The 13,565-nt window shown below is 37.8% G+C and carries 9 protein-coding genes; 3 read left to right on the top strand and 6 right to left on the bottom strand.

Features of this window, described 5'->3' with window-relative positions:
• Nucleotides 1-145 precede the first annotated feature (145 nt).
• The 6 genes from cysQ to HNS38_RS18485 form a co-directional block, all read right to left on the bottom strand.
• Nucleotides 146-937 carry a 3'(2'),5'-bisphosphate nucleotidase CysQ gene (gene cysQ / locus HNS38_RS18460; RefSeq protein ID WP_172346866.1) on the bottom strand — a complete coding sequence of 264 codons (792 nt, stop codon included), beginning with the start codon at nt 935-937 and terminating at the stop codon, nt 146-148.
• A 766-nt stretch (nt 938-1,703) separates the two neighbouring features.
• Entirely contained in the window at nt 1,704-3,638 is a 1,935-nt protein-coding gene (gene cysN, locus HNS38_RS18465) for a sulfate adenylyltransferase subunit CysN (RefSeq protein WP_172346867.1), read from the bottom strand.
• 346 nt (nt 3,639-3,984) lie between these two features.
• Nucleotides 3,985-4,278, bottom strand: coding sequence for a GIY-YIG nuclease family protein (locus tag HNS38_RS18470; RefSeq protein ID WP_172284424.1), 294 nt, complete (start codon nt 4,276-4,278; stop codon nt 3,985-3,987).
• Nucleotides 4,279-4,335: 57 nt separating this feature from the next.
• Nucleotides 4,336-5,241, bottom strand: a complete 906-nt coding sequence (cysD, locus tag HNS38_RS18475) for a sulfate adenylyltransferase subunit CysD (protein ID WP_172346868.1) — start codon at nt 5,239-5,241, stop codon at nt 4,336-4,338.
• Nucleotides 5,242-5,812: 571 nt separating this feature from the next.
• Nucleotides 5,813-7,108 (bottom strand): nucleotide sugar dehydrogenase, encoded by a 1,296-nt coding sequence (locus HNS38_RS18480; RefSeq protein ID WP_172284437.1) that lies wholly within the window; start codon nt 7,106-7,108, stop codon nt 5,813-5,815.
• A 577-nt stretch (nt 7,109-7,685) separates the two neighbouring features.
• Nucleotides 7,686-8,177 carry a winged helix-turn-helix domain-containing protein gene (locus HNS38_RS18485; protein ID WP_216663781.1) on the bottom strand — a complete coding sequence of 164 codons (492 nt, stop codon included), beginning with the start codon at nt 8,175-8,177 and terminating at the stop codon, nt 7,686-7,688.
• A gap of 784 nt (nt 8,178-8,961) precedes the next feature.
• Between HNS38_RS18485 and HNS38_RS18490 the strand changes: the two genes are divergently transcribed.
• The 3 genes from HNS38_RS18490 to HNS38_RS18500 all read left to right on the top strand — a co-directional run bounded on the left by HNS38_RS18490 (nt 8,962) and on the right by HNS38_RS18500 (nt 13,372).
• Nucleotides 8,962-9,768: a glycogen/starch synthase gene (locus HNS38_RS18490; RefSeq protein ID WP_172284439.1), complete on the top strand. Its 807-nt coding sequence runs from the start codon at nt 8,962-8,964 to the stop codon at nt 9,766-9,768.
• Between the two features lie 80 nt (nt 9,769-9,848).
• Entirely contained in the window at nt 9,849-11,237 is a 1,389-nt protein-coding gene (locus tag HNS38_RS18495; protein ID WP_172284440.1) for a DUF4270 family protein, read from the top strand.
• A 359-nt stretch (nt 11,238-11,596) separates the two neighbouring features.
• Nucleotides 11,597-13,372 (top strand): tetratricopeptide repeat protein, encoded by a 1,776-nt coding sequence (locus tag HNS38_RS18500; RefSeq protein ID WP_172346869.1) that lies wholly within the window; start codon nt 11,597-11,599, stop codon nt 13,370-13,372.
• Nucleotides 13,373-13,565: the final 193 nt, after the last annotated feature.

Below are 13,565 nucleotides of genomic sequence, written 5' to 3' on the forward strand. Positions count from 1 at the left end.
AAATTGTAAAAAGTGGTAAAGAGTTGTAAGGGATAGTCTTTACTATTCTTTACGCGCAAAGTGCATCTTACCATCTTTTACGCCCGAAGGGCACCTTACCATTCCTTCCGCCCGAAGGGCACTTTACCATCTTTTACTACCTTTATTATCTTTTCACAATAAAATAAGGATTCAGCAAATCCTCCTTATTATAATGCAATTCCAGTCCCTCTGGGGTTTTAACTGTTCCTCCGGCGGCAGAGACTATGGCATGTGCTGCTGCGGTATCCCATTCCATGGTTGGGCCAAATCGAGGATAGAGGTGTGCGCTGCCTTCTGCTACCATGCATAGCTTTAGGCTACTTCCTTTGCTGATAAATTGCACCTTTTTACCTGTTGCCTTTAAAGCTTCAATATAGTCTTCTGTTTCTTTGTTGAAGTGAGAACGACTTCCTACCAATATCATATTTTGTTCTTCAGGCTTTACCTTTAACACTTTGGCAGTGGCTGGCAGTTCTTTGAAGTTTTCGCCTGGTTTAAGCTTGAATTTAAAAGCCATTTGCTCGTTGATGCCGAGGTAGAAATCCTCTAGCACTGGAGCAAATACAAAGCCTGTTCGGGCTCTTCCTCTTTCTATATAGGCTACATTAATGGTAAATTCTCCATTCTTTTTGATGAATTCCTTGGTGCCATCTAATGGATCTACCAACCAGAATGCTTTCCAATCTTTTCTTTTAGAATAAGGAATGCTACTTCCTTCTTCACTTAGGACAGGTTCTTCTGTTTTACTTAATACTTCCATGATGATATCATGTGCTGCCTTATCGGCTAGAGTTAGAGGAGAATGATCTGATTTCATCTCTACTCCGAAGTCACCACTCTCGTAGATGTCTAGTATGGCTTTTCCTGCTTTAGAAATAGCGTTGATGACTTGATGCTGTATTTTTGCTGTTATCATTTTATTTGTGGGTTATTTGTTGTTTCTGGGTGCTGGGTGCATAGCGCAGGAAAACATTTCCGCGCTAGTTGGATTCCGTTCTTATTGTAGGAGTTTGCTTCGTTGCTTCGCGCCTCGCAATGACTTTCTTCGGAGAGAGATTCTGCCCAGGTATTTTTAATTGAAACAAGGTCATTGCGAGCGTAGTGAAGCAATCCCCCTTCAATCTACTCGAGTATTCCAATTACTTTTAGTTCTGCCTTCCCCAATCCTACGAGGGCAATGTATGATGTGCTAGAGTCCTCGGAGGATTTGCTTTCACCAGCTCTCCCACTCGCCTATTCGCCAGCTCATTTTGAAAACCTAATCTTTCAAATCTACTCAACCTTAAACATTGAACCCATGACGCTACGGTCAGGGTAAACTTTGAACCTTGAACCTTGAACCCGTGACGCTGCGGTCAGGGTTAAAACGATAATTTTCGCAGATTAAACGAATTTTCGCGAATTATTTATTGAAGAATCGCCAGCTCTCCACTCGGTTTGAAAACCTAATCTTTCTAATCTACTCTACATGGAACCCATGACGCTGCGGTCAGGGTAAACTTTGAACCTCTTAAACTTTAGGGTCGGGGCAAAACTGCTGAATAACCAAGGACGCTATCCCTTTCAGGGCTATCATCCTTTAACTTGACCTCTTCCATCTCTCAATCCTACGAGGGCCATGTATAATGTACTAAAGCCCTCGGAGGACTTGCCTTCGCTTGCTCGTCAGTTCGTAATAAAAACTACTCAAAAAGAACCTTCTCAAGTTGAAGGTAGCTCAAGATTTCTTCTACAGTAAAATCTTCCTTTGCTTCTATGATAAGGTTTGGATTTGTTGGGGTTTGATAATCTCTATCAATGCCGGGCATATATTTTACTTCGCCATCTTCTGCTTGCTGATAGATTCCGTATTTATCGTTTTTCTTACAGAAGTCTAAGTCGGCTTTCATGTAGATTAAGTGGAAGTTATTAGACTCTGAATCAGACTTTGTATTAATAATCTCAGCTACTTGCTTTCTCACTTCTTGGTCTGGAGAAATGAAAGAACAGATGGTGATGATACCTTGTTCGTTGAGCATACGGCACATATGTGCTACTCTTCGGAGGTGTTCGGCACTATCGGCCGGACTGAAATCCAGCTCTCTTGACAGCCCACTTCTTACGGATTTACCATCGAAGAGAACTACGGTTTTTCCTTGGGCGAATAATTCTTTTTCTAGTGAGTAAGCTAATTGATTCTTTCCAGAGCCATGCAATCCGGTGAACCAGATCGTAGCTCCTTTTTGACCATATCTCTTTTCTCTTTCTAGCTTATTAATTAGGCTTCCCGATTTTACAATGTGTTCTTTCTCTTGATCGGTGATTCTACTGGGGAGTCTGTCGGAGCTTACCTTGTCGATGATCATCCCAACAGCCACTGTATTATGAGAAACAGGATCGATGAGGATGAAGGAGCCTGTCTGACGGTTCTTTTGATAAGGATCGAATAATAAAGGTTTGGTTGTGGTCATCACTACTCTTCCTATCTCATTGAGCTCAAAGCGATCGATTTCACTTCTCTCTAAGGTATTCACATCCACTTTATAACGAATCTGATCGATACGAGCTTTGGTGGCATGGGTATTATGTTTGATATAGAATTGAGTATAGGGGTCCATAGGTTTCTCGTCCATCCATACCAGCATAGTCTCAAAATGTCTTTCTACTTTGGGCTGATTATGCGGGTAAACCACCATTTCTCCTCTGGAGATATCAATCTCATCCTCCAAGGTAAAAGAAGCTGATTGAGGAGGGAAGGCTTGTTGCACAGGTCCATCGGAAGTTAGAATGCTTTGCACTTTCGATTTCTTTCCGGAAGGTAGCGCCATCACTTCTTGTCCGACTTTTAAAACGCCAGAAGCTACTTTTCCTGCAAACCCTCTATAATCTAAGGTAGGTCGAATGACATATTGAACAGGGAAACGCAAGTCTTCGAAGTTTCTATCGCTGGCTACATGCACACCTTCTAAATGTTCTAAGAGGCTTTTACCATGATACCAAGGGGTACGCTCAGATAAATCCACCACATTATCGCCCTTTAGAGCAGATACTGGGATAAAGGTAATATCTGGTATATCAAGAGTAGTAGTGAAGTCTTTATATTCTTGACAGATTTCGTTGAAGCGCTCCTCAGAGAAATCAACCAAGTCCATTTTATTAACACATAAAACCACATGTTTGATTCCCAATAAGGAAGCCAAGAAAGTATGGCGTTTGGTTTGGGTGATGACCCCTTTACGGGCATCGGCAAGGAGGATGGCCAGATTGGCGGTAGAGCCTCCGGTGATCATATTACGTGTATATTGCTCGTGACCAGGAGTATCGGCAATGATAAACTTTCGTTTGCTGGTAGAGAAATAGCGGTAGGCTACATCAATGGTGATGCCTTGTTCGCGTTCCGCTTTTAGTCCGTCGAGTAGGAGAGCATAATCGATTTCTTCTCCAGCATGGCCTTCTCTTTTGCTATCGCGCTCCAGCGCTGCTAATTGATCTTCGTATAATTTCTTACTGTCGAATAATAAACGGCCGATGAGTGTTGATTTTCCATCATCCACAGAACCTGCTGTTAATAGTCTTAGTAAGTCTTTCTTTTGATCCTGATCTAGGAATTCTTTTATGTTTAGTTTTTCTGTTGCCATTGTTGCTGTATTGGAACACGGATAACACTGATTTTATTGATAATCACAGATTAGTTATTCGTGTAAATATCCACGAATTTTCGCTGATTAGGCGGATTCTCGCGAATTATTTTGTGTATATTAATCTTTTATATTGTAGGGACTTGGTCCCGAAATTTATTAAAATACTTATGCTTCAGCAAGAGTATCTTTTAAGTCATGAGTGGATTTTAAGGAGTTTGCTTCGTCGTTCCTCCTCGCAATGACTCATCTCCGTATAGTAATTTTCTATAAAATCACAATTCAATATTGGAACTAGGTCATGGCGAGGCTGACCTTAGAGTCAGTCGTGGCCATCTTTTAAAAATCAAGGCAAATCAAAATACAAATCCTTCCGTTCAGGATTTGATTTTTCAATTAATACCACTTTTTTTAATCTAGACCCACCCTTTATTTGCTTCTCTCTTTTGATTGCTGATTCCATATCAGCATGAATTTCGAAATATACTAGTTTGTTGATATTGTATTTAGCTGTAAAAGACTTTTGATAAAATTTATCCTTATGCTTTTTAACACGATCTTTTAATTCAGATGATGTTCCAGTGTATAATACCGTATTATTTTTATTGGTCATTATATATGTGAAACCTAGCTTTGGCATTATCCTTCCATTTCAATTAGTGTTAATTAGCCTAATCCGTGTGAATTCGCGGACAATCTAAAAATACCCTTCCCGCTTTTTCTGCTCCATAGAGGCTTCTTGGTCGAAGTCGATGACTCTGGTGGTTCTTTCTGAAACAGTGACGGTCATCATTTCTTCCACTATCTTTTCAATGGTATCCGCCTCTGATTCTACTGCTCCTGTTAATGGATAGCAACCTAAGGTACGGAACCTGACCATTTTCATTTCTGCTTGGTCTCTCATCTCCTTTGGCATTCTATCATCGTCTACCAAAATAAGATTTCCATCTACATTTACCACTGGTCTTTCTTTAGCGAAATAGAGCGGTACAATAGGAATATTCTCCAATCTAATATACTGCCAAATATCTAGTTCAGTCCAGTTGGAAATCGGAAATACACGAATGGATTCTCCTTTATGAACCTTGGCATTATAGATATCCCAGAGCTCAGGTCTTTGATTTTTGGGATCCCATTGGTGGTATTGATCTCTGAAAGAATAGATTCTTTCTTTGGCACGGCTTTTTTCCTCATCGCGGCGTGCACCACCAAAGGCAGCGTCAAATTTATGCTTATCTAGGCCTGCTAATAAGGCTTGAGTTTTCATGATATCGGTATGTACTTTGCTACCATGACTAAAAGGGCCAACGCCCTCCTCAAATCCTTTTTTATTGTGATGAACGATTAAATCCCAATTATTGTCTTGAACATATTGTTCGCGAAAGGTGATCATCTCGTTGAACTTCCATTTGCTATCGATATGCATCAATGGGAAAGGTACTTTTCCGGGGGCGAAGGCTTTCTCGGCCAAACGTACCATGACGGAGGAATCTTTACCAATGCTATAGAGCATCACTGGGTTTTCGAATTCTGCAGCCACTTCACGAATGATGTGAATGGATTCTGCTTCTAGTTCTTTTAAGTTTGTTAGGTTATAACTCATATGTTATTGTTGTAGATTGTCCACGGATTACGTGGATTTTCACGAATTTTTATTATACAATTTGGAATTAGGTCTCTTATTTATGGAGTTTGCTTCGTCGCTAAGCGACTCGCAATGACATTCTTCGGAGAGAGAGATTCTAGTCAGGTATTTCAATTGAAAGCATGGTCTTTGTGAACGTAGAGAAGCAATCTCCTTGTAAGCTACTCTGGAATCCTTTGATTTAAGAACTACTACCTCTAGTCCAACCCTCGCAGAATTTTCCATCGCCAGCTCGCCACATCGACATAATTATGAAATCTTGACCGTTCTTTCAAATACTAGGATATTGCAAAGCTACAACTCGGAGAGTTGTGCTACTTCCTACCGCAATCCAAAAGAGGTCAAGCTAGAGCCCTCGGGGGATTTACCTTCGTCTATTCTCCAAACGCCTCATCGCCAGCTCGTTTTGGAAACCTAATCTCTCATTGAACCCATGACGCTAAGGTCAGGGTAAACTTTGAACCCATGACGCTACGGTCAGGGTAAACTTTGAACCCATGACGCTACGGTCAGGGTAAACTTTGAATTTTTAAAGTCTCCCGTCCACTTTATCCTTAGGTAGAAATCCTTTAATATCGAATATAACAGATTGATTGCCATTGGTGAGGCGCTGCAAATCTAGATCGGCAAATTGCTCGTGGCTTACCGCTAGTATAATGGCATCGTATTTTGAGGCATAAATATCTACATTCTTGTCCATGGTTTTGATACCATATTCATGCTGTACTTCTGCTTGATTGGCCCATGGGTCGTAGATGTCTAGTTTACATCCGAACTTTTGTAGCTCGTCTACTATATCCACCACTTTGGTATTTCTAATATCGGGACAGTTTTCTTTAAAGGTTACTCCAAGTAGAAGAACTTTACTATCTAGAATCTTCAAGCCTTTTTTAATCATAAGCTTAATGACTTTATCAGCTACGAAGCGCGACATATCATCGTTAACTCTTCTTCCGGAGCGAATAACATCGGGGTAATAGCCTACGCTTTCTGCTTTAAAAGCTAAATAATAAGGGTCAACTCCAATACAATGGCCTCCTACTAAACCCGGACGGTATTTCAAGAAATTCCATTTGGTTCCTGCCGCATCTATTACTTCATTGGTATCAATTCCTAAGCGATCGAAGATTAAAGCCAATTCATTAACAAAGCTGATGTTTAAATCTCTTTGGGCATTTTCTATTACCTTAGAAGCTTCTGCTACTTTAATAGAAGTGGCCATATGTGTGCCATTTAAGAGGATGGTATTATACATATCATCCACTACTTTAGCTATTTCTGGTGTAGAACCGGAAGTTACTTTTTTAATGGTAAGCAAGGTATTCACTTTGTCGCCTGGGTTGATTCTTTCTGGGCTATAACCTGCAAAGAAATCCTCATTGAACTTCATTCCACTTACTTTCTCTACTACTGGAATACAATCTTCCTCAGTGGCGCCAGGATAAACAGTGCTTTCATAAATGACAATATCTCCTTTTGAAATCACTTTTCCCACCGTTTCACTAGCTTTCACTAGGGGAGTTAAGTCAGGTCTTTTGAACTGATCTATAGGTGTAGGTACAGTGACAATATAAATATTGCTTTCCCTGATTTCTTCGAGATTGGTTGTCAGTTTTAGTCCAGCATCTCCATCGGAGCTGAGTGCTTGTTGCAGATCATGATCTTCTACTTCTAAAGTGGCATCATGTCCACCATTTAACTGGTCAACACGAACTTGATTGATATCAAATCCGAGCACTTGGAATTTCTTTCCAAATTCAACGGCTAGAGGTAGGCCAACATATCCAAGGCCAATGATTGCGATTTTGTAATTTTTACTTTCCATTTTAGATGTTTTATGGGACTTGAAGAGTTTAGGGCAAAGAGCTTAGGGCTTAGGGCAAAGTGCATGGGCCAAGAGCGCATATCATTACTATAGTCTTCTTTAATTTATTTTTTAAATAAGGTTTTTCTTATTTGATGATTTTTGGTGCTAAAATATCAATTTATTTTTAAAGCTGATTTCTAGGTGCTTTATTCTTCTATTTCTGATAGAGGGCAGAGGGCAAAAGACATGGTTCTGCTCTTTGTACCAAAGCTTGTTACTATTTGCTTACTGAACTCTTCAATATGGCTTTTCTGAAATTACCGCAATGAAAAATGATTATGCTATTTTAGCTAGGTAAATTTTGAGCCATTTTGCTAAATACATAATCACAGGCTTTTTTTTGATTAAAAGTGGCAAAAGCCCCAATTTGCTTGAGTCAGGCAATTATAAATTTTAAATCTTAACTCTTAGATTTCAGCAGTATGCACTAAACTCTTGGCTCTAAGCATTATGCTAAATTCCACAGCTTCGCCTCCTAAGTCACAGTTCCAGTTTTGAACTTAACTAAATACGAAACACTTAAGAAGCCACCACCTTATTCTTGATTCCAGATCAGTAATATTTCTGTATTGGCGTGTTGTTTTAAATAGTTTTCAATTTCTTGGACAGAAAACACCAAATAACGGATATTTTTCTTGATGGTACTTTCTGTTTTCTCTACCAATTCTACCAAATAGGTTTTATCGATGCTCTTTCCAACGAAAAGGAGGTCGATAATACCGGTGTTTATGCCTTCAGCAAGCTTACCTACTAAAAAAACTTGCTGCACAGTACCCAACTTCATCACAACTTTATCAATGATTTCATCTAGTCCGATATGCTTTAAAAGCAGGTTATGAATTTCAGGAAATAGCGGATGTTGGGTATTGGCCCGAAATAATTTTTTATTGCCTTGAGCTCTAGAATCAAGAAGGCCCGCCCTCTCTAACTTATTCAGTTCTACACGAATGGCATTACTTGACTCTCCAAATTCCTCCTCCAAATTTCTTAAATAAGACTCAGAGTTGGAGTTTAAGAAAAACTTCAAAAGTAATTTGACTCTAGTTTTGGATGTAATTAATGTATCTAACACCGCGTTATTAATCCTTAGAATTGATGCCTGTTAATATTGAGTAACAAAATTACTCAATCTTTGCAAACTAGCAAGTCTTTCGCTTATGTTTTTACTAAAGCCTTAGTCGATTATTTAACAGCTATTCCAGAAAGTCAACAATACATTAGGTTTTGTTATGAATTCCAATAAGATAAAGTGGGCTTTATCAAATGGATTATAGTAAAAAGAGGGTGTATTATTGACTTTATCAGAAGGGGGTAATAATTAGCGATCTACTTCTATAAATTTCATTATTTATCCCGATAGCCCTTCAGAAATCCATATCTTATATAAGCTAATTATCAAATACTGTATTGTAGTTTTATGCTAAGCTCATGTTATCAGAAAATGCGTCATTACGTTAATGTCAAAATCAGGTTATTATTGAAAACACGAAGGCGTTTTTAACAAATAATCACTAATAAGACAAAAGAAATGGAAAAGAAAAGGTTCCATTTAGAAAGCTCAGAATAATGATCAAAACAGTAGGTTTACTTCAAGGGAAAACCTAAGAAAAGGAAGGGGAAATAAAAGTTTCGAATAATAAAAAACAATCCTAAGACCTTGATAAATGCTGGTTTAGAAAAAAATGTTATCTTTGCCTGACCATTTTTTAAAAACAATATGCGACACAAATGATAAAATTAACAAGCCTAAACATCTAATTTCCATTTTCTTATCAGAGTCATCCAAATGTCGTCATTTAAAATAAACTAGAATGAAGAAAAGAGTTTTATTCGTCAATCAAGAGATTATGCCCTATTTACCCGAAACAAATCGTAGTAAAATAGGGCGTTATCTTCCACAAGGAATTCAAGAGAAAGGTAAAGAGATCAGAACTTTTATGCCTCGTTTTGGAAATATTAACGAGCGTAGAAACCAATTACACGAAGTGATCAGATTATCTGGAATGAACCTGATTATTGACGATCATGACCATCCTCTTATCATTAAAGTAGCCTCCATTCAACAAGCAAGAATGCAAGTTTATTTCATTGATAATGAAGAATATTTTCAAAGAAAATTCACTACTGTTGACAAGAATGGTAAATTCTTTGAAGACAATGATGAAAGAACTGTTTTCTTTAGTAGAGGGGTTTTAGAAACCGTAAAAAAATTAGGATGGGCACCAGACATCGTTCACTGCCATGGCTGGATGTCGGCATTGGTTCCATTATACATTAAGAAAGCATTTAAAGACAATCCTTTATTTAATGACACAAAAATTATTGTTTCACTTTATAATGATCATTTTGATGCTCAATTAAATGATAACCTTCCACAGAAGATTAAAATGGAGGGTATTGATGATACTGATTTAGACATTTACAAAGGTGGAAACTATATGGATCTAATGTTTGGAGCGTTGCAATATGCCGATGCCATTATATATGGAGCAGAAGAATTATCTGCTGATTATGTAAAGATGGCAGAAGAGACCGGTAAGCCTATCCTCACCTATCAGCCTGAGGAAGACTATGTTAATGCCTATAACACATTCTACGATTCTCTCTTAGAGGATTAGTTCTTAAAAAAAGATAAATCACTTTTCTAAATAGAAGCCTTTGCATACTTTCGCCAAAGCAATAGAATGAGATGATGAATATGAAAAAAATACTCTCAAGCGGCCTGTTGATCGTCATCACGGCTGCTTTACTTTTTTCCTGTAAAAAGGACATTAGCAAGATAGGTGTTGACATTGTGGGTGAAAATCCATTAGAAGTCATCTATATGGATACTGTAACTATAAATGTTTATAGTGAACTAATTGATAGCCTTCGTACCGATGAGTTATCGGCACATGTGGTCGGTGCCATCAAAGATCCAGTATTTGGCACGCTAAATGCCAGCGTTTACAGCCAGTTCAATATTGATCCCGGAAACGAAAGCTATAGCTTTGGTGATACTCCAGAAATTGATTCTGTTGTACTCTATATAGCTTATGCCAATGTGGATTTGTATGGAGACACCGCCTATAGGCATGAGTGGGTGGTATATGAGCTTGGAGATGAATTAACAGCAGATTCTGCCTACTATTCCTTTCAGAATACTAGACTCAAGCAGGAACCTATTGCGTATACAAGTTTTATCCCCAATTATGATTCGGTTGAGTTTATCGAGGAAAATACCATTGATGGAACCTATGACACTTCAATGATTCTTAATCCTGTTAAAATTTATCTTTCTACTGAATTTGGACAGCGAATCATTTCTAGTGACTCTTCAGTTTTTGAAGATGACGGAACTTTAAGTGAAGTATTTAAGGGGATTTATATTACTACACTAGAACAGAACCTGCCTTCAAGTGGTGGTAGTTTAGTGGATCTTAATTTCCAAAGTGACGATACTTTCATCCGATTCTATTATCATAATGAAGAAGAGGATAGCTTAAGTTACGATTTGGTAGTGAACTATAATACTGCTCGATTTAGTAATTTTAATCATTATGAGTATCGTGATGCTAGTCCTGAGTTTAGGTCTCAGGTGATTGATGGACATACGGAGGATGGTAAAGAATTGATATACCTGCAAGGATTAGCAGGTGTTAGAACAGTTGTTGAATTTCCTTATTTAAACAAAATAGATGATTATTATAATTATGCAGTTAACGAGGCCAAGTTATTCATCTATAATCAAGATGAGGAATCAGGTTATACTCCTATTTCTTCATTAACCTTAAGTCAGAAGGTAGTCATTGATAGTGTAGACTATCAATATACGGTGCCAGATGCTAGTAGTGGTGATAATTATTTCAGCGGAAAATACGATCAGACTGAGCATAGATACTTTTTCAGAATCACCCAATATATTCAGGATGTGATTCAAGGATTTACGGCTGACAACAAACTAAGAGTAGAAATCATTGGTGGAGCCATTCACCCTAATCGACTGATAGGATATGGATACGAGCCTATGATGGACGAGAGTAAGCGTATACAACTGCATGTGACTTATACTAAAATAGACAATGACGATGTAGCTGCTGAGGAATAAACCCTCTTGCCTTTAGGTAGTCCAGATATATCAAGAAGTCTAATAAGTTTCACCTATGAAACTTTTAGACTTCTTTTATTTTGTGCTACATACACATTTTTTCTCTCAGCCGATTTTAGTAAAACCCTTTTGAAGCATTGTGATACGGCTATTTCGTATCCTCTTCAGACAACAATACCATTTTAAGGCACATTCGGTTTAAACTCCTTTTAATACAATAGAAAGTCAATCGGCTGAAAGAGAAAGCAAGTTTAAAGAATTATTTAGGGCAGATATCCTTGCTTTTCCTATCTTTAGTCCTTCAAAAATAAGACAGAAGTATGGCTTCTAAAAAGAAAAAATCAGTTAAGAAATCCTCAATGCTGCAAAACAGGGATCTATGGATTTATGGTCTTATCATCCTATTTGGCTTTACCCTATATTCAAACACTATAAATCATGGCTTTGTTCTAGACGATCCCATCATCACCACAGAAAACAAATTTGTGAATGAAGGCTTTAGCGGCTTAAAAGACATCTTTAGCCATGGATATCTATATGGCTTTAATAGATTAGAAGGACTAACTTACAGACCTTTAGTATTGGCTAGTTTGGCCATAGAAACAGCCATATGGGGCTCTAATCCCAGTGTGCACCATTTTTTCAATCTTTTCTTTTTTGTTTTAACAGGACTCCTACTTTTCTTATTTACTTCAAGATTATTTCCAAACGAGTCTGTTTGGCTCCCAATGGGCATCACATTGTTATTTTTGGCTCATCCTATTCACACAGAAGTAGTTGCCAATATTAAAAGTCGTGATGAAATACTCTCTTTCCTATTTGGTATCACCTCATTATTATTTCTCTTTAAGTATACAGATGAAAATAAAATTAAAAACTTAATGCTTAGTTTGCTCTTCTTTTTTTTCAGCTTAATTTCTAAAGAAACAGGATTGGCATTTATTGGAGTCATACCTCTTAGTCTATATTTTTTCCGAAGCATATCGTTAAAAAAAATAGTAAAAATCAGCAGCCCCTTTTTGGGATTTATTATATTATATTTTCTAATCAGATATTTGATCCTTGATGAATATTCCTCTGTGGAAGACATGGATAAAATCAATAACTCACTCATGGCACTTTCAGGTATAGAGCTCTGGGCTACAAAAATCATGATTTTGGGTAAATACTTGGTCTTGCTTCTGTTTCCTCATCCCTTGAGCTATGATTATTCTTTTAATCAAATTCCTGCGGTAGGCATGGGAGATTGGAAGTTTATATTAGCTCTAATTGCCTATATTAGCCTGTTTGCTTATGCTATTTATGGCTTGATAAAGAAAAAACCCTTAGCCTATGGCATTATTTTCTTTTTAAGCCTACTCTTTTTGGTTTCCAACCTCTTTGTCATTATCGGAGCGACCATGGCTGAAAGGTTTGTATACGCCTCTAGTTTTGGCTTTACTTTTGCACTAGGATATGCTTTATATAAATATCTCGATCGAAAAATCTTTTACTATGTATTAGGAACAATTCTTCTTCTATACAGCTTTAAAACCATATCGAGAAATTCAGATTGGGAATCCCCGTATACTCTGTATAAATCTGGCCTCATCACTGCTCCGAACAGCGCCAGAGCAGCCAATCACTTTGGAACCTATCACAGACAAGAAGCTGAAAAAAGCACCAATACAACCTCTCGTTCCAATAACTATCAAGAAGCCATTAAACATTACCAAAAGGCGCTTGTTATCTATCCTCAGTATAGAGAAGCTGAATATAATCAAGGAGTCTGTTATAATGCCATCGGAAAAAAAGAGCTTGCTAGAGCTTGCTATGAAAGAGTTTTAGAATACGATCCTAATGATTTGAATACCTTAAACAATATGGGGGTGTATTATTTCGAGAAGAAAAATTATGAAAAGGGAATTGAATTTTGGAAAAGAGTGATTGCTATCAATAATCAAGACATTCTGGTTTTAGGGAATTTGGCGGCAGCCTACTTTAATTTAGGGGAACATGAAAAATCAATCGAATATCAACTACGCATACTCCAAATAGAGCCTTATAATAAAAAAGCTTTAGGGCTCATGATCAGGTCCTATAAGGCCTTAGGAAATCACGAAAAGGTTCTGGAGTTCCAAGAAAGACTAAAGTAGAAACTCGTTTTTATTTCGTGGTTCTGATGGTTAGGTGGGTAACGATGGGTGCATAGACGGAATGGTTGTGCTGGGTACTGGGTGCTGGGTTTAAGGTAAAGAGCAATGGGTCCTGAACTAAGGGCTAAGACAAAATAATGGCTCATGTTAATTTTTATGGGGAGAATCAGAATAAAGAGTTCGGATTAAAGAG

This window comes from Lentimicrobium sp. L6 (assembly GCF_013166655.1).
In the GTDB taxonomy this organism is placed as follows: domain Bacteria; phylum Bacteroidota; class Bacteroidia; order Bacteroidales; family UBA12170; genus UBA12170.